The 21,316-nt window shown below is 43.1% G+C and carries 16 protein-coding genes; 7 read left to right on the forward strand and 9 right to left on the reverse strand.

The annotated features are described in order from the left end of the window. The first annotated feature begins 278 nt into the window (after positions 1-278). The gene (locus MR764_RS19760; protein WP_247981186.1) at positions 279-3,914 is read left to right on the forward strand and encodes a PKD domain-containing protein; all 3,636 of its coding nucleotides are present in this window, start codon (positions 279-281) and stop codon (positions 3,912-3,914) included. 2 nt (positions 3,915-3,916) lie between these two features. Here the strand turns inward: MR764_RS19760 and MR764_RS19765 are convergent, their stop codons facing one another. The 6 genes from MR764_RS19765 to MR764_RS19790 all read right to left on the reverse strand — a co-directional run bounded on the left by MR764_RS19765 (position 3,917) and on the right by MR764_RS19790 (position 10,704). Beyond that, positions 3,917-4,927: a PorP/SprF family type IX secretion system membrane protein gene (locus tag MR764_RS19765; protein WP_247981187.1), complete on the reverse strand. Its 1,011-nt coding sequence runs from the start codon at positions 4,925-4,927 to the stop codon at positions 3,917-3,919. Positions 4,928-5,065: 138 nt separating this feature from the next. Then, positions 5,066-5,401 carry a hypothetical protein gene (locus MR764_RS19770; RefSeq protein ID WP_247981188.1) on the reverse strand — a complete coding sequence of 112 codons (336 nt, stop codon included), beginning with the start codon at positions 5,399-5,401 and terminating at the stop codon, positions 5,066-5,068. A gap of 176 nt (positions 5,402-5,577) precedes the next feature. Then, positions 5,578-6,381 carry a 4-(cytidine 5'-diphospho)-2-C-methyl-D-erythritol kinase gene (ispE, locus tag MR764_RS19775; RefSeq protein WP_247981189.1) on the reverse strand — a complete coding sequence of 268 codons (804 nt, stop codon included), beginning with the start codon at positions 6,379-6,381 and terminating at the stop codon, positions 5,578-5,580. A gap of 47 nt (positions 6,382-6,428) precedes the next feature. Then, positions 6,429-9,302 (reverse strand): aminomethyl-transferring glycine dehydrogenase, encoded by a 2,874-nt coding sequence (gene gcvP, locus MR764_RS19780; protein WP_247981190.1) that lies wholly within the window; start codon positions 9,300-9,302, stop codon positions 6,429-6,431. A 108-nt stretch (positions 9,303-9,410) separates the two neighbouring features. Continuing rightward, positions 9,411-10,049, reverse strand: coding sequence for an MBL fold metallo-hydrolase (locus tag MR764_RS19785; RefSeq protein WP_247981191.1), 639 nt, complete (start codon positions 10,047-10,049; stop codon positions 9,411-9,413). 1 nt (position 10,050) lies between these two features. Further along, positions 10,051-10,704: a protein-L-isoaspartate(D-aspartate) O-methyltransferase gene (locus tag MR764_RS19790; RefSeq protein ID WP_247981192.1), complete on the reverse strand. Its 654-nt coding sequence runs from the start codon at positions 10,702-10,704 to the stop codon at positions 10,051-10,053. Positions 10,705-10,862: 158 nt separating this feature from the next. On the opposite strand from MR764_RS19790, the gene MR764_RS19795 reads away from it, so the two are divergent. Continuing rightward, positions 10,863-11,726, forward strand: coding sequence for a hypothetical protein (locus MR764_RS19795; protein ID WP_247981193.1), 864 nt, complete (start codon positions 10,863-10,865; stop codon positions 11,724-11,726). Between the two features lie 95 nt (positions 11,727-11,821). Then, a complete protein-coding gene (locus MR764_RS19800) occupies positions 11,822-13,240 on the forward strand; it encodes a sugar transferase (RefSeq protein WP_247981194.1) in 1,419 nt (472 codons plus the stop codon). Positions 13,241-13,397: 157 nt separating this feature from the next. On the opposite strand, the gene thpR is transcribed toward MR764_RS19800, so the two are convergent. Together thpR and MR764_RS19810 are read right to left on the reverse strand one after the other, a co-directional pair. Next, positions 13,398-13,964: an RNA 2',3'-cyclic phosphodiesterase gene (gene thpR / locus MR764_RS19805; RefSeq protein WP_247981195.1), complete on the reverse strand. Its 567-nt coding sequence runs from the start codon at positions 13,962-13,964 to the stop codon at positions 13,398-13,400. 2 nt (positions 13,965-13,966) lie between these two features. Continuing rightward, complete coding sequence (locus MR764_RS19810; RefSeq protein WP_247981196.1) at positions 13,967-14,551, reverse strand: DUF4294 domain-containing protein; 585 nt, start codon at positions 14,549-14,551, stop codon at positions 13,967-13,969. A 106-nt stretch (positions 14,552-14,657) separates the two neighbouring features. Between MR764_RS19810 and MR764_RS19815 the strand changes: the two genes are divergently transcribed. The 4 genes from MR764_RS19815 (at position 14,658) to MR764_RS19830 (ending at position 19,633) form a co-directional block, all read left to right on the forward strand. Further along, positions 14,658-15,917, forward strand: a complete 1,260-nt coding sequence (locus tag MR764_RS19815) for an arginine deiminase family protein (RefSeq protein ID WP_247981197.1) — start codon at positions 14,658-14,660, stop codon at positions 15,915-15,917. Positions 15,918-16,033: 116 nt separating this feature from the next. Continuing rightward, the gene (locus MR764_RS19820) at positions 16,034-16,564 is read left to right on the forward strand and encodes an RNA methyltransferase (RefSeq protein ID WP_247981198.1); all 531 of its coding nucleotides are present in this window, start codon (positions 16,034-16,036) and stop codon (positions 16,562-16,564) included. 714 nt (positions 16,565-17,278) lie between these two features. Then, positions 17,279-18,574, forward strand: a complete 1,296-nt coding sequence (locus MR764_RS19825; RefSeq protein ID WP_247981199.1) for a DUF2851 family protein — start codon at positions 17,279-17,281, stop codon at positions 18,572-18,574. A 9-nt stretch (positions 18,575-18,583) separates the two neighbouring features. Further along, on the forward strand, positions 18,584-19,633 hold the full coding sequence (locus MR764_RS19830; RefSeq protein WP_247981200.1) for a TrkA family potassium uptake protein: 1,050 nt from the start codon (positions 18,584-18,586) through the stop codon (positions 19,631-19,633). A 132-nt stretch (positions 19,634-19,765) separates the two neighbouring features. On the opposite strand, the gene MR764_RS19835 is transcribed toward MR764_RS19830, so the two are convergent. Next, on the reverse strand, positions 19,766-20,779 hold the full coding sequence (locus MR764_RS19835) for a dihydroorotate dehydrogenase-like protein (RefSeq protein WP_247981201.1): 1,014 nt from the start codon (positions 20,777-20,779) through the stop codon (positions 19,766-19,768). Positions 20,780-21,316: the final 537 nt, after the last annotated feature.

Raw genomic sequence — 21,316 nt, forward strand, 5'->3', positions numbered from 1 at the left:
TATCTCAGTGACAACTTGCAATTTAAAGGACATCGAATAGTCCTTCTGTGTACGCTTAACGTACTGTGAATGATTGATTTCTTTCATAACGCTACTTTTTGTGTAACGCTATTTCAGGACGAGACAACTAAAGGATTAAAGCGAAAGGCAGTCATAAAGGCTGCCTTTTCTTTTGGCTAAATTTTAATGATACGTGCCTTTGCAAATCAAACCCAACACCACGCAAAGACATAGGCGTTTTTTTATCAATATTGATTAGATTTAGCCAGGAATTAACCATGGCAAAAAAACTAATCTTCATACTGATATTTCAGTGTATTATTCAGTCAATTGCGGCTAAATATGCCGATCCTTGTAAAAAATCTACCGAGGGTACCGATTTTTGGTTTGGCTTTATGGAAAGCAGGAACTACCAGGAAACTCACTACTTAGAAATAACAGTTACAGCACGTGAAGCCACAACTTTTAGCATTGCTGTTGGCGAAGCCGCAAACCCTTATAATCAAACCCATACTATCAGTGCAAACAGTTCTGTTCAGGTTACTATTCCCTGGGACCTGGCTGAAGCAACCGGTTCGGAGCAAATTCAAAGCAAGGGAATCCATCTGTTTTCAGAAAAGCCGGTAAATGTATACGCACTAAACTGGTGCCCAAACTCAGCTGATGTTGCTGTTATTTTCCCTACCGAATCGCTCGGCACTGAATATTTCGCCATGTGCTACGACGCTCATGTCCATGAAAATAACAATGGTGGTTATGGGAATGGCCGAAACAGTCAGTTTCTGATTGTAGCTTCTGTCGACTCTACCAGAGTGATGATCATTCCCTCGAAAGAAACGGACCAAAAAATTGCTGCCGGCGACACGATCAATATCATTTTAAGAAAAGGGGAAGTCTACCAGGTACAATCAAAAAATTTTGACAATAACACAACAACGAATCAGGGCGATTTAACGGGCAGTTACATCTCTTCCGATAAACCGGTTGCTTTCTATTCCGGCTCGTTGGCCACCACGGTTCCGGCCACATCGGGGACATCGGCATGGGATCATCTTTATGAGCAGGTACCTCCCATTCACGCATGGGGACGCGAATTCTTTGCAGTTCCGCTAAAATCGCGAGAACAGGACAGATACCGGATAATGGCCGCTGTGGATAACACCGTTGTGCACATAACCAACCGTTCGCCCATTACTTTAAACCGGGGCGAGTATAAAGAAATTGTGCTCTACCACAACGAACCTTCACGCATCTATTCCGACCATCCTATCCTGGTAGCACAGTACAGTCAGTCACAGTCGGTCGACAAAGATTTTACGGGAAAAAACGGAGACCCGTTCATGATCATTTTAAGTTCCACAACACAGTCAAAAAACGATGTAACCTTTGTAGCCTACGATTCTGACCAAATTCAGAAATACTATGTAAACATTGTTACCTTAACCAGCGAAGTAGACAATATTAGGTTCAACGGCACACCTATTTCCAATGAATTTACACCGTTTCCCGAAAGCAATTATTCGTATGCACAAAAAGCGATCTCCCGGGGAACCTATCACATTCATAATGTAAATGAAGACCGTGGATTTTTGGCTTACGTCTACGGTTTCGGCGGTGTTGAATCCTACGGTTACGGAGTTGGATTTAACCTGGATTTGGTCCTTGATTTAGGAGAAAGCATCAATTTTGATGGCGACACCCTATTGTTATGTTATGGGGAATCAAAAACCCTGGATGCCGGACCTTATTTCGACACATACAATTGGAATACAGGTGATTACACAGAAATACTCACAGTGAATTCAGCCGGAAAATACAAAGTTAAAGCCACCACAATCGACGGATGCGAACTGGAAGACTCTGTTTATGTATACGTGAGTCACCCTGAAACAGAATTGGGGTTTGACTCCGAAGAAAGTTGTTACCCTTACTCACTGCAACTCAACGGAAATGACGGTTTTAATAAGTATGTATGGCAAAACACAGACAACGATACTCTGTCAATCGAACAGTTCTTTACCGCTGATCAAACCGGTGAATACCGGTTAACGGTCTACGATAAATACAATTGTTCGGCACGCGACACAATGAACCTGGTTGTTTATCCTGTTCCACAAATTAATATTTATGGAGAAGAATTGATTTGCGGCTCCAAACGTTCAGCGCTCAACGTTGAAATTTCAGGAACTTCTGAAGAAATCTGGAATTATGACGGAAGTTATACCTGGAAATCAGACAATGCGGCACTCTCTTTTACAAATACACAACACAAAAGCGCTGATATTGAAGTTTCTGAATGGGGAAAGTATGTCGTTTATTACGAACTAATCACAACCGATGGTTGTATTAAAACCGACACTTTTAATGTGTCTTTTCAGCCCACGCCTACATCTGAATTTATATACGTTGACGATCCGAACGATAAATGCAAAGGATATTCGCGTGAAGTGAAATACAACGGGAACGCGAGCCCTCAGGCCAATTTTTATTGGGATTACGGAGGAGCAAAGCTCATCGATTCGCTTGACTGGGACAATTTCATCGTTTCCATCGGGGCCTATAATACCCATCCATACCTTACTCTTTTTGTGGAAGAAAACGGCTGTTGGAGCGACACCACTTCTTCTTTACTCGGAGCAAATCCCGATTTCGTATTGGAAACACAAAAAGCATGGGGTTGCGATTCCTTCACTGTTTCTTTTAAAGGAGAACTCAATGTAGAAGATGCCTTACTTTTTGAATGGGATTTTGGAGACGGTTCTCCTTTAAGCATCGAAAAGGAAGTCGACCACTTTTATTCCGACACAGGATTTTACGACGTAAGTCTTCTGATTACAAACAGGCTGTCAGGATGCCAAATCGGATTCCAGATCGACAGCATGATAAAGGTATTTCCCACTCCGACGGCTGAAATAATTGCAGATACAAGCACCTGTCATCCGGATTCTGCCGAAATTATTTATGCCAACGCAATCGACTCCTCCATTTGTTTTTGGAGTTTCGAAGGAGCCCATCAGTCAGACACGGGAAACGATACCATTAGCATGATCCTTGACGAACCATTTGGCAAAGCAATTCTGCGCGTTGATGAGTTCGGTTGTGTTAGCCAACCTGCCGAAGTATTATTAAAAAGAAAACCTCGTTTTGATATTTCAACCGTCGATGAAGAAGGGTGTCAGCCCGTCACAAAAGAAATCAAAGCATCGTCACATGACAATTTCATCGACTTTACATGGCTAACCGACACCCTGCCCTATCCCGTTGGAAATTCACAGTTGTATTATTTCCCCGATTCCGGCCGGTTTGACATTTCATTAATCGCCTCATCTCAAGAAACAGGATGCCGGGACACGCTGGTAAAAAAAGACTGGATACGGATTCATCCCAAACCGGTTGCAGCGTTTGAAGTGGACTACCCCGTAGCCTTTCTGGAGCACTCTGCAATTACCTATTCAAATCATTCAGAAAATGCAGATTTTTACAGTTGGGATTTTGGCGATAAAACATCTTCGTTTGACAAAAACCCGATACATACTTTTACCAATCTGGGGGAATTTATTTCTCTGCTTATTGCTGAATCTGATTTTGGATGTAAAGACACGACTGATGCCATCATAAAAATTCTGCCGTTTTCGGGTTATACTCCCAATGCATTCCGACCGGACAGTGAAATTTCTGAAAACCGAACATTTATGCCAGTTGGTCTGGGTGCTGAGGAGGATAACTTCCATTTAAAGATATTCGATCGCTGGGGGCAACTTGTCTTTGAATCTCATTCTCCTAATGCGCCCTGGGATGGAAACAACAGAAAAGGAGGAAAAGCTCCGATGGGAAATTATGTATGGATAGCTCAATACGTAGATTTACAGGGATATGAGCATAATCAAAAAGGCCAAGTTCTTCTGGTCAGATAGATTTACATCTCACCAAACTCCTCCTCGTACCGGTCAAAAAATGGCAACGACTTAATTCTCTTATTCCCTTTCAATAAAAATACACACGAAACTTCGCTGGTTCCTCCCGAAGCGCCGGCTAAACCCGATACCGTTAAATCGTAACTATAGGTTAGCTGAACCCTGTTCCGCACAAATCCTAAAACGAAAATAACCGCGTCGTAGCGGATGCCGAAGTTCTGCCTAAACCACGTTCCAAGAGCTACCCCTTTTCGGGCTGCAAAAACACCATAATTAAACTGTTGAAATTCCCCCTGGCTTTCAATAATGAGTTGGGGAGATATGTCGAATTTCTTTCGATGGTGACCATATAAATAAACCGGTAAGCGGGCACCAAAATGACCGGTAAATTTCCGTTCAAGCGGTACACCATAGTCGTCATTTATGGTAAAGGTCTGATTCGGTTCGGTTAAATGGTGTGCGGCAAGCCCAAAAAACAATGTTTTACTGTATAACATCGTTCCTATCGAATAATCGAGATATGAATAATTGGATTCTGTTAAATAACTGGTCTCTGCTGATACTCCATGGTTCCCGTAGTACACATCCAGATTGTCGGCAAAAACCAAATCGTTAACGTTTAAAGTGTTCCGTACATATCCCACTTTAAATCCGCCATGCAGCGTATAGTTCTCGCTAATTTGTACGCCCACAGAATAAGCTGCGTTCATGGTAAGAACGCCCAAAGCGCCATTCCCCTGAACATCGTTTACCAAATTTACTCCTATTCCTCCCCGCAATTTTTCAACCGGTAAATCGAGCGCCACACTATAGGTATTAAAAGCGTTGGAAAACGAATGCCACTGGTTTCTGTATTGCATGGCAACTCTTGGCACCCCGATCGTTCCGGCAAAAGCTGGATTTAAATACAGCGGATTGGCATAAAACTGCGAAAATGTAACATCTTGTGAACTTGCGCCCAACGATAGCAAAGTCAAGACAATGATTGCAATGATATTTATAAATCGGGCCAAGTCTAAATTTTAGTTGAACAAAGCAAATATAATGGATTAAGAGTGCCGACAAACCTCGTTAGCAGGATTTTAAATAAAAAAGGGCTGCTTTTCAGCAACCCCCTAAAAATTCAAATAAAACTAATCGCTTTCTTTAACTTATATCTTCCAATAAGAATTGTCAATCATCCAATTTTCGAGTGTTAACTGGCCTTCTTTCTCTACCGAATTGGTAGAGCTGACTTTCCATGCCTTTTCATCGGTCATCCAGCTTTCCAGCTGAAGTTCCGTTTCTGCTTCGGGTGCGGCAATGGTTTTGGCCTGTACATTCCAAACACTTTCGTCTGTCATCCAGTTTTCGATGGCTAATGAGGTTTCAACTGTTGCATCATGGCTTGAGGCTTTCGCTCTGTTATCGCTCGCATTCACATTTCCGGCAAAAATGGTTACCGCGAAAATGGTCATTGCGATGAAGTGATTAAATCTAGTTTTCATGTTTTCTGTTCTTAATTGTTTTCTTTTCTGTTGTTTCTTACTTGCCTCTCTGAGGTCTTTTTCTGTTTCTGCTTTCAGTTAAATAGACTATTTACGCCCACAAAGGTTACACCCTTCGTTGTTAAAAAGAATAAAAAAAATGTTAATGAAATCCTAAGGTCGGCGAAAGGCCAATACTATCGGTAAATAAAAATACCTTGAGGGATGAATTTAGCCAAATCTACCGGTGAATGGCGAAAAATTCCGTAAACGGCCGAACCGCTTCCCGACATCGAAGCATACAAAGCCCCCATGTCGTACAGTAAATTTTTAAGCGATTCTATTTGCGGATACTGTGGAAAAACAGACTTTTCAAAATCATTTTTAATCCGGTGTTTCCATTCTTCGATCGGTAGTTGAGCTATTTTTTGAAGATCAAATTCAGATTTGCGGGGTACGATGTTCCGGTAAGCATCAGCAGTTCCAACGGAGCATTCAGGTTTTAAAAGGACAAGTTCATAGTTGGTAAGGTCAAGCTCAATCGGTTTAAACTGATCTCCGATACCATGAGCAAAAGCAGGCTTGTTCCGTATAAAAAACGGGCAATCGGCCCCCAAGTTCGCCGCATACTTCTCCAGCTGATCTTCATTTAAATCCAGCGAGAAGCATTCGTTTAGCATTTTCAGGGTAAAGGCAGCATCTGCCGAACCTCCTCCCAATCCGGCTCCAAACGGGATTATTTTATGAAGATGTAAATGAACCGGAGGCAAATCAAATTTCTGCTGCAACAGCTTGTAAGCTTTAAAAACAAGATTGTTCTCCGGCGCTCCATCGATTTGTATTCCTGACGAAGAAAATGCCGTTTTTTCGGATTCAACCAGTTCCAGAGCATCAGCCAGCTTCACCGGGTAAAATACCGTTTCCAGGTTATGGTAACCATCTGCACGTTTGGAAACAACGTTCAGTCCTATGTTTATTTTGGCATTCGGAAACGATATCATGGCACAAAAATAAAAAAGCCATCCGAAATTTCGGATGGCTCTGCTTTTTATTTGAATGCTTCGTATTCTTCAGGCGAACCACAGGTACAAATCAGGTTTCGGTCGCCCCAGGCATTGTCTACCCGGCCTACCGGAACCCAGTATTTGTTTTCGCGTACCCACTCCAGCGGATAGGCAGCTTTTTCGCGCTGATAAGCATGTGTCCATTCGTTGGCACAAATACTTTCAGCGGTATGTGGTGCATTTTTCAGTACGTTATCTTCTTTATCCACCGCACCGGTTTCCACTTCCTTCACTTCTTCAAAAATCGAATTCAACGCGCTGATAAAGCGATCCAGTTCGGCTTTCGACTCACTTTCGGTTGGTTCGATCATTAACGTTCCGTGAACCGGGAACGAAAGCGTTGGTGCATGAAATCCGTAGTCCATTAAACGTTTCGCAATGTCTTCTTCGGTAATTCCGGATGAAGCTTTCAGATGCCGGCATTCCAGGATCAATTCGTGAGCTACACGGCCGTTTTCGCCGGTATACAATACTCCGTAATTGTCTTTCAATGCACTGGCAATATAGTTGGCATTCAGAATGGCCACTTTTGTTGCCTCTGTTAATCCCTCAGCGCCCATCATTTTTATGTAGCCGTAGGTAATAGGCAGTACCGAAGCACTTCCCCATGGAGCTGCCGAAACGGCTGTAATTCCAACATGACCGTTATTGATCACCGGATGCGAAGGCAGGAAATCCACCAAATGGCTGGCAACACCAATCGGGCCAACACCAGGACCACCGCCACCGTGAGGAATAGCAAATGTTTTGTGCAGGTTCAGGTGACAAACGTCTGCGCCAATCATTCTCGGGTTAGTTAATCCTACCTGTGCGTTCATATTGGCACCATCCATGTATACCTGCCCACCGTTTTCATGAATTACTTCACACATTTCGATGATCGATGCTTCGAATACACCGTGCGTAGACGGATAGGTAACCATGAATGCCGAAAGCCTGTCGCGGTGAAGCTCTGCTTTAGCACGCAAATCGGCCATGTCAACATTACCTCTTTCGTCGCAAGCCACCACTACCACATTCATACCGGCCATAACCGCGCTTGCAGGGTTCGTCCCATGTGCTGATGATGGAATAATCACCACATCACGCTGAACGTCGCCCCGACTCTTATGATATTCCTGAATTACCATCAATCCGGCATATTCGCCTGCAGCACCCGAATTGGGCATCAGACTCACGTCAGCCATTCCGGTAATTTCAGCTAAATCGCGGCGAAGTTCTTCCATCATTTCCTGGTAACCACGTGCCTGATTTTTGGGGATAAACGGATGTAACCCGGTAAACTCGATCCAGCTCAACGGCAACATTTCGGTAGCCGCATTCAGTTTCATCGTACACGACCCCAGCGAAATCATCGACTGAGTCAGTGAAATATCTTTGTGTGCCAGGCGGTGAATATAACGGACCATCTCCGTTTCAGAACGGTATTTATTGAAAACCTCTTCTGTCATAAATTCGCTGGTACGCGCAAATTTCGTATCAACAGCAAATCCTTCCGGATATTCCATCGCCACCTGGAATTTTTTGTTGGCAGCTTTTGCAAATACTTCAATGATCCAGCCAATATCCTGCTGGTTGGTGGTTTCATCGATGCTGATACCTACGTCTCCGTTTTCGAAATAGCGGAAGTTCATTTCCAACTCGATCGACAACCACTCCACGTCTTCGCGTTTTACATGTTTTGGAAGTTGAATCCGAATGGTATCGAAGAAGTTTGAATTGAGTTGTTTGTATCCCAGTTTTTCAATTTCTACAGCCAGGAAAGCAGCAATATTGTGAATGCGCTGAGCAATTGTAACGATTCCTTCAGGGCCGTGATATACGCCAAAAAAGCCTGCCATAATCGCCAGTAATGCCTGAGCAGTACAAATATTGGAAGTTGCTTTTTCGCGTTTAATATGTTGTTCGCGGGTTTGAAGCGCCATTCTCAAGGCCCTGTTCCCGTGTTTATCTTTTGTTATACCAATAATTCTTCCGGGAAGATGTCTCTTGTACTCTTCGCGTGCAGCAAAAAAGGCAGCATGCGGACCACCGTATCCCATCGGAACACCAAAACGCTGGGTATTCCCAAATACAATATCAGCGCCCCATTCTCCGGGAGGAGTTAAAATGGCCAGCGAAAGCAAGTCAGCAGCTACTGCCACTTTTATTTCTTTTTCGTGTGCTTTTTGAACCAAGTCTGCATAATCGATCACTTCGCCATCCGAATTGGGATACTGAACAATTACTCCAAACACATTTTCATCGAATTCGAAGCTGTCTTTTGGCTGGATTTTCAATTCAAATCCCAGCGGAAGTGCCCTTGTTTTCAGTACGTCGTGGGTTTGCGGCCAAACTTTTTCGTCGACTAAAACCGTATTTACATTGGCTTTCACCATTTGGCGCGAACGAAGATTGGCCATCATTACCATCGCTTCGGCAGCAGCGGTTGATTCGTCGAGCAACGAAGCATTGGCAATTTTCATTCCGGTAAGGCTGCTTACCATGGTCTGGAAGTTGAGTAAAGCCTCCAGACGTCCCTGCGAAATTTCAGCCTGATAGGGAGTGTAAGAAGTGTACCACGCCGGGTTTTCCAACACATTACGCAATATTACTGCCGGTGTAATGGTATCGTAATAACCCATCCCGATGTAGGTATTGAATACCTTGTTTTTGGAAGCCAACTCCAGAATTCTTCTGAAGTATTTCCGTTCCGACAGCCCCTCGTTCAATTTAAGAGGTTGTTTCAACCTGATATTGGAAGGCACGGTTTGCTCCAATAATTCCTCCATCGAAGACACTCCAATTGCTTTTAGCATTTCTGCTATTTCGTGGTCCCGCGGCCCAATGTGGCGGGTTACGAATCTATCCTGAGACATATGTTGAATGAATTAATTTATTTGACTGAAATTTTCTGCAAAACTAAACAGAGTCAGGCGTTAAAAAAATGATTTTAAACCAACAACTCATAAAATAGACTTTCTGGTCTAGGTTAAAAACGGATTCGACCATTTCTCAACACCAATCGTTGTCTCCGGTCCATGACCGGAATACACTTTGGTTTCGTCGGGTAGCGTTAACAACTTTGATTTGATTCCTGAAATCAGGGTTTCGTAATTTCCTCCCGGCAGATCTGTCCGGCCAATGCTTCCGTAAAAAAGCACGTCGCCAACCACCAGCATATTATCTTTTGCCGAGTAAAAAACCACGTGACCTGGCGAATGTCCCGGAACATGAAGAATCTTCAATTCGGTATTTCCAAACTTCACCGTTTCGCCTTCTGTCAGGAAACCATCTATTGGCTTTACCGCGGGAATATCGAAACCAAACATTTGACTCTGCCCCACTGCCCGCTCCACCAGAAAAGCATCTTCGGCGTGGGCATAAAACGGCACCTTGTATTCTTCGCGTACAAATTCCACTCCCATAATATGGTCGAAATGGCAATGAGTGTTGGCAATCATCACCGGTTTCAACTGATTGGAACTGATGTACTCCTTGATTTCATCGCGCTCTTCAGCATAAAAAAAACCGGGATCAACAAAAATGCATTCTCCTGTTTCGTCCGACAAAATGTAGGTGTTCTCTCCCAGCGGATTCACCACAAATTTTTGTATTTTAATCATATCAGAAATTAACGGTTCCTTTTAACATGGGCACAAACAAAAACCGGCCATGTTTTTCAATTTTGAAATCATCCTCATCTACGCGAATAACAACGTACATTTCCTGCTTATTGTTGTCGCCCACCGGAATAACCATTTTTCCTCCAACTTTCAGTTGATTTTTTAACGACACCGGAACATTGGGAGCTCCTGCGGTCACAATAATCCGGTCGAACGGAGCAAAGGTTGGAAGGCCTTTATAGCCATCTCCAAAAAAGCAGGCCGGCGAATACCCGATAGCAGGCAAAAACTTATGCACTTTGTTGTAAAGTTCCTTCTGCCGTTCTACCGTAAAAACTTTCGTCCCCATGGCACACAACACCGCTGCCTGATATCCGGAGCCGGTACCAACTTCCAACACTTTATGATTTTTCTGAACGTCTAAAAGCTGTGTTTGAAAAGCGACGGTATAGGGTTGGGAAATCGTTTGCCCGGCACCGATTGGGAACGCCTGGTCTTTATAAGCAAAATTAATAAATCCACTATCCATAAAAAGGTGACGCGGCACCTCTCCAACGGCCGCCAAAACGTTTTCGCTTCGTATCCCTTTTATTTTTAGTCCGTCAACCAGCTTTTTTCGAAGTCCCTGGTGACGGGGAGTGTCATTTTGATCCATTCCAGAAATTAAATCACAAAATTAAACGAATTGCCCTTTTTTACCGAGGGTTGCAGTTCTTCAATATTAACATTTAACGTTAATAAATTAGCCATCACTTATCAAAAATATATGATTCCGTCTTTTACCTTTGTTGAAATCGTATAAATATCGGGAAAATGATCAATGTCGGGTTAATCGGGAAGACAGATATACTGGAACCACATGCTTTAAAACTGAAAGAAAATTCTGCTGTTAATATCATCGGGAAAGCCTCGGTGGGAAGCCACACACAACTGAACAGCTTTCATTATTCGGTTCCGGAGTTTAATCGCGTGGAGCTGGTTGAAAGAGCTGACCTTATCCTGATGGATAATTCAACCCCGAATGCATTCCGGCTGATGCAGGAAATGATCAAAAAATCGAAACATATTTTCTGTACCGAACATCCTGCAATTTCGATCGACGAATGCACCGAGCTGAATAAACTGGCCAACGAATCGGGCTCTGTTGTACAAATTACCAACCCGTACTATTTTACCCCGGCCATTCAGTGGCTGAACGAAAATGTAAATACACCTGCATTTATCGAATATTCGAACTTCGAGCCCGGCGGAACCGCCAACGAATCGTTGTACGCCATGTTGCTGATGTTGCTGGGGATTACCGGCATCAGTCCGAAAAAAATAGGCGCTGTTACTTTTCCAGGCTTCAATAATTCGAAGTTTTCCAATGTTCGCCTGGAATTTAGCGATGCTTCGGTAATCAGCCTTAATTATGGAAAACTTGAATCGCTGAACGATTTCAAAATCCGTATTTATGCCGATAACCAATTTGTGACATTCAATTTCACGCAGGGAACGTTCATGTGCAATAATAAATCCGTTAACCTGGATCATTATTCAAACGTAAATGAGTTTGACCATTTTATACAGACCATCGAGAAAAAAGTGAAAAAGAATAGTTGCCTGGAAGACTACCTGATTGCGATGCACGTGGTTCAAAAGATCAACCGGAAAATGATGCAGTTTTCCTCTATTTAGCCAGGGGTAAAACCATGCATCTGCGGCAATAATAATTCAGCTCGCCCGTTTTACAGCTGAATTGCAAGTAACAAAGCCAGACTTAATCGGAACGAATGAATAAAAAGTGGCAGGTTGTTAAATACCTCACTCTTGATTTTCTTGCAGCGACGCTTTCCTGGAGCCTATTTTTCGTCTATCGAAAGGAAGTCATTGAGCCCAAAGTCTTTGGCGGCTGGAATGTGCCCTTTGAGTTCACTCATCAATTTTTCCTTGCGCTCCTTTTCATCCCGTCGTTCTGGATCCTTTTTTACTACATCACAGGTTTTTACAGGAATGTTCTCCGAAAGTCGAGGCTACTGGAGCTGGGACAGACTTTTGCCACATCACTGGTTGGTGTAATTGTACTTTTCTTTGCCTTTGTGCTCGACGACTGGATTGCCTCGTACAAAGACTATTACCAGTCGTTTCTTGTACTGTTTGGACTGCACTTTTCGCTGACCTATTTTTTCAGATTGATTTTAACTACCCGAACGATACACCAAATTCACCACCGAAAAATCGGGTTCAATACGTTGATTATTGGTAGTAACGAAAAAGCCCTGACGCTTTACCGCGAAATGAGCAGCCAGGTGCGGCCTGCCGGAAATAAATTTGTAGGCTATGTGGCGCTGAACGAAAGCCAGGAGGATGCACTGAAAGGACATTTACCCAGGCTTGGGAATATCGGGGATATACTGAACATTATTGAAAACAACCGCATTGAAGAGGTGATTCTGGCTTTTGCTGATTACGATAAAGCCAAAGCAAACGAGACTTTGACGGTGATCGAGAACCGTCAAGTAAACATCTGGGGAATCCCCGACTTATATGATTTCCTCTCCGGATCGGTAAAAATCAGTACCATATACAGCAGTCCGCTGATCAAAATCAGCAATGGATTAATGCCTGCCTGGCAGGAAAACACCAAACGTATGCTGGACGTTCTATTCTCGCTGATTGCCATGATTTTGTTTTTCCCGGTGTTTATTGTACTCGCCATAATGATTAAAAGTACCTCGCACGGGCCTGTATTTTACAAACAGGAACGGGTTGGCCGCTTTGGGAAACTGTTTTATATCTACAAACTACGCAGCATGGTGCACGACGCAGAGAACGGCACTCCTGCCCTTTCGTCAGAAGACGATGGCCGCATTACTAAAATTGGCCGTTTCCTGCGCAAAACGCACCTCGACGAAATTCCGCAATTCTATAATGTTTTAATTGGAAAAATGTCGCTGATAGGTCCGCGCCCCGAACGCGAATACTACATCAGGCAGATTGTTAAAAAAGCGCCCCATTACACTCACCTGCACAAACTGCGCCCGGGAATTACCTCGTGGGGACAGGTAAAATACGGGTATGCTTCCAATGTTGAAGAAATGCTGGAACGGCTTCCGTACGACATGATGTACCTGAAAAACATTTCGCTTTACATCGATTTTAAAATCCTGATCTATACGATTATGGTCAGTGTAAAGGGAAAAGGGAAGTGAGTTCAGGCTTTAAAGTTCAGAGTTTTAAAGTTCAGGGTTCAGAGTTTTTTTATTTAAGCATTACAGAATTCATGCATTAAAGCATTCCTTCAGTCGATTCCGGTTCGTACCCATGTAAAAATAACGGCATAGCAGGATGGTCGTGGTGTTTGTGCAATCATTTTAAGCGAAAGATTTTTATCGGTTTGTAAATCGGTCCTTCCGGACGCAAAATACTTTGATAATAAATAAATTCCGAAACTTTCACCTGCTGGTAAAGAACCTCCGGCAAATCATCAACAACCGAGCAAAACCGGTTGCGGTTATTCAGGTGTTTGATCCTCCCTAGTGTAAGATGCGGACGAAATGCCTTTTGTTCTTCCGAAAAACTGGCAGCAACTGCTGCTGCTTCGACCTTATCAGCTAAAGCACTCAGCTTTTCGGCATCACTTATTTTCAGAAATAAAACTCGTGGACTGCCTTTGCTTTTAAAATACCCGGCGCCTTTTACCGCGAACTCAAAAGAGGTAAAACTGCTGGCGACTTCCTCAAAACGTTCGGATAATTGTTCTGCCTGCAAACCGGACGTATTTCCCAAAAAACGAAGCGTAAGATGGAAATTATCTTCGGCTACCCAGTTAATGCTGTCGTCGCGAAAAATGCTCTTAAACTTCCGGAACTGATCCAGCAATTCCTTTCCCGGAGTAATTCTGACTGCAACAAAAGTTCTGATTTCCTTGTCCACTTTTATAAATATCCGAGTTCAATCAACGTCACAATTTCTTCCAGCATTTTGTCCTCATCATCGGGTTCGTAACCGGCTTTCAGGTCGTTTTTAAACAACTTGGCAATGCCCTGCCAAAACACAGCGCTAAAGCCTCCCCTAAAGTCCTGAATCAGGCTGTAGGGTGTACGTTCGGTTTCGCGATTGATCAGCTTTAACAGAATCCGACCATCAGAAATCGACCATTTTTTCAATTCTTCCTTGTGCTTATCCAGCAGTTGCTTTTCCAGATTTTTCATCAACTTTCGCTGGTCGCCCCGGTCTTCCAGCGCGTCGTATTTGGGTTGATATTCTTTCAACAATTCACGGGCTTCAACAGCCAGCGGATAAACTTTTTTTACTTTTTCAATATAACGGGAATAGCGTCGGTACTCCCGTTTGTTTTTAAACTCGCGCTCGGGAAAAACCACCACTTCCTTAATGTTTTTAAACACAATGGTATCTCCGTTCTGGATCAATCCCAGCATCGCTTTCGAACTGTCGGGTTGCTGCGCCCACACGCTTCCCGCCAACAAAAGCCCTGCAAATATGAATAACAGTTTTCCCAAAGACATTCAAAATTTTACCGGTGTAAAAGTAGAACGAATAAATAATTTATCCATTACAGCCCAATCAAAGTTTATATATTTGATCTACTAAAAATCGAAACGAGGTATGAAGACAAGTGTTCATTCTGAGATCGGGAAACTGGAAGGCGTAATTATTCACACGCCCGGGTCGGAAGTCGAAAACATGACACCCGAAAATGCAGAGCGTGCATTGTACAGCGATATTCTGAATTTATCAATTGCATCGAAAGAATATGCACAGTTAAAAGGTGTTTTGCAAAAAGTTACCCGTGTTTTCGAAGTAAAGGATCTTCTTGCTGATATTCTCGAAAAAGAGGCGGCGAAGCAACAACTGCTCAACGATATTTGTACGCTTGAAAAAATTGAGCTAAGCAAATCGTTGCTGAATACGCCCGCCGGCCTGCTCAGCAAATTACTCGTGGATGGTGTTGCACTTGAAAGAAACAACCTCACCAATTACCTGAGCAACGAACGTTTCTGGCTGCGGCCACTTCACAATCTTTTTTTTACCCGCGATTCGGCCATGGGGATGAACGACCAAATGCTGGTGGGAAAAATGGCAAACCCTGTACGTGAACGGGAATCGGTGATTATGGATGCGATCTTCAATCACCATCCGGAAATTGAAACCAAGGTTCTTAATCCTTCCAAACCGGCTGAAGGAATACAGATCAGTCCGCGTTCTACAATCGAAGGCGGCGATGTTTTGATTGCCCGCGAAGATGTTTTTGTGATTGGAACCGGGATTAGAACCAGCACACAGGGAATCGATTTTATTATCGAAAATATCAAAAAGAGCCAAAAGGAAAAGCACCACATTATTGTACAGGAACTGCCTTCATCTCCCGAGTCTTTTATCCATCTCGATATGGTTTTTACTTTTCTGAATACCAACGAATGCATGGTTTATCCGCCGGTTATTTTTGGGTTAAGCCGCTACCGGACCATTCATATCGAAATTGAAAACGGAAAAGTAAACAAGATTGAGGAGCACCCGAATATTCTGGCTGCACTCCAAAAACTTGGAATGGACATGAAACCGATTTCGTGTGGAGGCCACGTGGATGAATGGATGCAGGAACGCGAGCAATGGCACAGCGGCGCCAACTTTTTTGCCTTTGCCCCGGGAAAAATTATCGGGTACCAGCGCAACAATCACACATTGGACGAACTCAACAATAACGGTTACGAAATTATTGCAGCTACCGATGTTTTGGATGGAAAAGTTTCAATCGACGATTACACCAAATGTGTGGTAACCATTGCCGGGTCGGAACTGGCCCGAGGTGGTGGCGGCGCCCGTTGTATGACGCAACCCATCAGAAGAGCTGAGGTAAACTGGTAATCTTTAGAGTCGCAATAGACAGTCTCAGTTTCCAGACAACATTACCAATTTAAAAAGAAATAATCTTTTAGAAACATACTCGAAGCTCATGGCTCGGGACTCACAGCTAACAAGAAATGCGAAAACTAAGAAACAGCGAGCTCAACCGACTTTCGGTGGACGAATACAAAGAATCGGAAAAATCACCTATTGTTGTGGTTCTCGACAACATCAGGAGTTGTCACAATATCGGCTCTGTATTTCGGACATCAGATGCTTTGCTGGTTGAAAAAATATACCTCTGCGGAATTACTGCAACTCCGCCCAATAACGACATACGTAAAACAGCACTCGATGCCGAGCGATCGGTTGCATGGAAATACCTTGAGCATACCGAGGACGCTGTAAAACAACTCAAAGAAGAAGGCTTTACCGTTTACGCCATCGAACAGGTGGAAAACAGTATTATGCTGCCTGATTTCCAGCCTCATGAAAACGAAAAGATTGCGCTGGTTTTTGGAAACGAAGTAAAAGGAGTGAAACAGTCGGTGGTTAATCTCTGCGATGGCAGCATCGAAATTCCGCAATACGGCACCAAGCATTCTTTCAATATTTCGGTAAGTGCCGGGATTGTGCTTTGGGATGTTTTTCAGAAGATGCAGCAATAAATTGTGCCTTCAATAAGTTAGTTCGCTTTCATGGAAATTATTTTTTGCGAAACCCTTGCGTAAAAAGTTTTCCATCACGCTTTTTTGAAATTTCACTGGATTATAAAAATAGTACCAGCCTCATTTTTTAATCTACCCCATAAATATTTAACCATTTTTTTCCTGCCGGAGGCCTTCATCTTTGCCTTGACGCAAAGACGAAGCAGAAAAGTCAAGGCTGCTTTTTATCTTCACCCGTCATCTTCACCCCGGCTAAGTTCGGACGGGTGATCTCTTCGATTCCTCAGAGCTTCCCGCTCTCACTAACCCTGGGTTTCGATTCGGGGATCGATAAAAACAGGCCATCCTCGTTTCAAATGCCGTAACAGATCGCGCACTTTGGCCTCGTCCGGTGAACCGAAAAACAAGTGAAGGCGGCGTTAAAAGAGTTCAGCTGTTTGAGGAGGTACGACGAGTTCTGAACTCTTAGCCGGCAACACGTAGTTTTTTCGTGCGAAGCGGACGCAGCCTAGACTTTTGTGTTTACTATTTGTGTCATGACAAATAGAAAAATCCGGCAGATAAGCCCAAAATTAGTAAAAGCAAGAAAACCTTACAAATTAGAATAATCTGTTCAACGGGCAGCTATTTATCAATATATGATTGAGCATTTTAAATAAAATTACGTTGGGCAACATTTCTGAAAATTCCTTATTTTTAGAAAAACTCAAGCCTATGAGCACCCCGTCCAACATGCCCGAAGAATTTCTCCAGTACATCTGGGAAAACCGTCTTTTCGACAATGAAAATACAGTAACCTCCGCTGGCGAACCGCTTGAAATTATTCATCAAGGGAGAAAAAATACCGATTCGGGACCCGATTTTTTTAATGCCCGCATTAAAATTGGCGATACGGTTTGGGCCGGGAATGTTGAAATACATGTAAAAGCCTCGGATTGGAGCAAACATCTTCATCAAAACGATAAAGCATACGACAATGTGGTATTGCACGTTGTGGAAACTTTTGATACTGAAATTGCACGAACCAATGGCGAAACCATTCCAACGCTGATTCTGACGTATCCTGACTACCTACGAAATAACTATCAAAACCTGCTCAGTGCGAAAACATGGATTGCCTGCGAAAACCGTTTTCACCGCATCGATCCGATCGTGCTTCAGCTGGGATTTAACCGCCTGATGATTGAGCGGCTGGAAAGTAAAACCGAAGCCATTCTTTCGCGGCTCGAACAAAACAACAACGACTGGAATGAAACTTTTTACCAGGTGCTGGCACGTTCCTTTGGGTTCAAGGTGAACGCTGTTCCGTTTGAATTACTCGCACGTTCGTTGCCGGTGTCGCTGCTTGCCAAGCACAAAAACAACCGGTTTCAGTTGGAAGCTCTTCTTTTTGGAAATTCGGGGCTGTTAAACAACCAACTGCTGGGCGACGATTATTACCTGAAATTGCGCGAAGAATATTCGTTTTTGTACAAGAAATACGGATTAAAAGCCATCGAAAGTCACCTTTGGAAGTTTCTTCGCCTGCGTCCGGTCAATTTTCCGACGGTCAGAATTTCGCAATTCGCTGCTCTTTTTCACCAGTCAGAGGCCTTATTTTCAACCATTATTGAAATCGAAAACCTTTCGGAATTGTACACGCTTTTCAAAGTAAAAGCTTCTGAATACTGGAACACACACTACAATTTCAATAAATCATCAAAAAGCAAGCAGGAGAAAGAACTGGGCGAAACCTCGATTCAAATCCTGATTATCAATGTGGTGATTCCGTTTTTGTTTGTGTATGGCGAAAAACAAAACAAACATCACCTAAAAAACCGGGCGCTGGAATTCCTGGAGCAACTACCTGCCGAAGCCAATTCCATTGTATCAAAATGGGGAAAATTGGGCATCAATGCACGGTCGGCCTTTGAATCGCAAGCCCTACTTCAGTTAAAAAACCAATACTGCGAAGCGAAAAAATGTTTAAATTGCCAGGTAGGAGTTAAGCTGGTTTCAGAGCGCGAATAATCACTCAAAATGGGATCTACAAAGTATCGCTACAACAAATTTCAGGTATTATCAAACAGGACCATCAAAATTGGGATTGGCCTGTTGGTCTCGATTTTGGCGTTCGGCACCATCGGGTATTATTTTATCGAAGGTCTGAGTTTACTCGACAGTATTTTTATGACCGTGATAACCGTTTCAACCGTGGGATTCCGCTACGTAGGGCACGAACCCACAGAAATGGGAAAAGTTTTTACCATCATATTGATTATTCTTAGCCTGGGAAGTTTGGCTTACGTGGGTTCAAACCTAGGCCGCTTTATTTTTGACGGAGAATTGGCTAACTACATAAAAACATACAGGGTGGACAAGAGAATTGCAAAACTGAAGGATCACGTAATCATTGTGGGTTACGGCAGAAACGGCGAACAAGCCGCAATGGAACTTTCTGAAAACGGAGTTGAGTTTGTCATCCTCGACAAACGCGACAATGTAATTTCACGATTACGCGAAAATCCTGAACTTCTCTATATCAAAGGCGATGCAACGCATGAAGATATTCTGGACCAGGCCGGTGTTCACCGTGCGCGCGCACTGATTGCCACGACTCCGAACGATGCCGACAATGTATTTGTGGTGCTTACCGCCCGCAGTATGAATCCCGGGTTAACCGTGATCAGCCGTGCTTCGGAAATTGAAAGCCAAATGAAACTAAAACGTGCCGGCGCCACCAACGTTATTATGCCCGAGCGCATTGGCGGACAACGCATGGCCAAACTGGTTCATCAACCCGATGTAGTGGAATTCATCGAATACATTCTTCTTCAAAAAACACAGGACGTTATTCTCGAAGAAATAACCTGCCGACACCTGGCCCAGCGCTTTGTGGGAAAATCGATCGGAGAACTTAGGGTCAGGGAAAAAACAGGAGCCAATATTGTGGGCATTAAAATCAGCGGAGCACGTTATGTTTTTAATCCCGATCCTCAGATGATCCTTTCGCGCAACGACCAGCTTTTTGTTTTGGCCAACCGGGAGCAAATCATGAAGTTAAAAGAGTTGATGCAGTCGAACGATTAAAACCAATAAAGAGTTGGTAAAATTTCATTCCGATTTGTTTAAGCGTGTTTTTAATTGGAGAGCTCAAAAAAGCTACAAAAAAAGCTGCCAGAAATCTGACAGCTTCGATCAAAGAGATTATTTTAAATTCCGTTATACCATCGGGTATTTTTTGAAGATCGTTTCTGAACGCATCAGAATATCAACATATTGGGCACGCTGGTAGGCAAACGGATCTTTCATATTCTTGCGTGACAGTTTTCCGCGGAAATAGTCAAGCGACTTGTAGCCCTTATCATCCATCCAACGGTTCATATCCATCAAAATGTCAGAAACAACAGTGGGGGAATTTCGGTAAATCGTACTTACCATTTGTACCACGTCGGCTCCCGCCAGTATCATTTTAATCACATCGTTGGCATCGTAAATACCGCGGCTGACACAAATACTTCCTTCGAGGTTCCCGTGCAACAGGCCGGCAAAACGCAAGCCCACCATGTGGTCCTTCGGATTACTTAGTTCCCACGGATAGAAATATTCTTCTTTGTCGATATCTACTTCGGGTTGGAAAAAGCGATTGAACAATACATACGCATCGGCACCGGCCTCGTCCACTTTTTTGATAAAGTTCAGCGGATTGGTGTAGAATAAACTCATTTTCACACTTACCGGAATGCTGACGGCTTCTTTTACTGCCCGAACGATCTGAACCTGTTTGTCCTCAATCGACTCTCCGGTTACTTCAAAATAGCCGGGAACGGCATACAGGTTAAGTTCCAGTCCGGCCACGCCTGTTTTCTCAAGCTCTTTGGCGTATTCCACCCAGGTGGGTTCGTAAATCGCGTTTAAACTGGCAAAAACCGGCACATTCACACTTTTTACCAGTTTTTCAATGTTATACAGGTGTTCTTTTGGCCCGGCATGTTCCAATCCCGGGAAAAGGCTGGTCATTTCGGCATTGCGGTTTTCGTATTCCGAGAGTAATTCATCCATCTGAAGACCTTCCAGCTGAATTTGTTCTTCAAAAAGAGAACGGTAAACAATGGCACCGATTCCTGCTTCTTCAATTTGTTTGATCACTTCAGGCTTTGACACCAGGTTACATGCTCCAAGAATAAGTGGGTTTTTTAACTGAATACCCATGTAGGTTGTTGATAGATCTGCCATAATGTATTTTTTATTGATTTAACTCGTTTTTGATAGAGGAACTTAATTTACAAATATTTTGTTCATGAAATACCAGAATTTTAATCGCGGTTTTGAAAAATAGTTGAATCTCCCCCTGTTTCTGACACCTAATCCAGCGCGAAAAGAAATGGATGATACTGTCCTTCAGACACAAAACGCAATCATGACCTACATTAATCACCAACAGAACTGAAAGTAATGACTTTTATTTCTATCGGGGATTTGTTTTCAATTTTTAATGCAGAACACCCAATGTAGAATTCCCAATATCCAATTTTCAGGATTTTGTTGAATATTTTACTTTCAAAATTGAGAATTGGATATTTTTAAAAAATTGACTTTCAAAAAAAAGCCACTGATCATTGACCAGTGGCTCCCTTTATTATTTCAAAATGTCTCGTCCTGAAATAGCGTTACACAAAAAGTAGCGTTATGAAAGAAATCAATCATTCACAGTACGTTAAGCGTACACAGAAGGACTATTCGATGTCCTTTAAATTGCAAGTTGTCACTGAG

The sequence above is a fragment of the Maribellus sp. YY47 genome, assembly GCF_023111095.1.
Classification (GTDB): domain Bacteria; phylum Bacteroidota; class Bacteroidia; order Bacteroidales; family Prolixibacteraceae; genus Draconibacterium.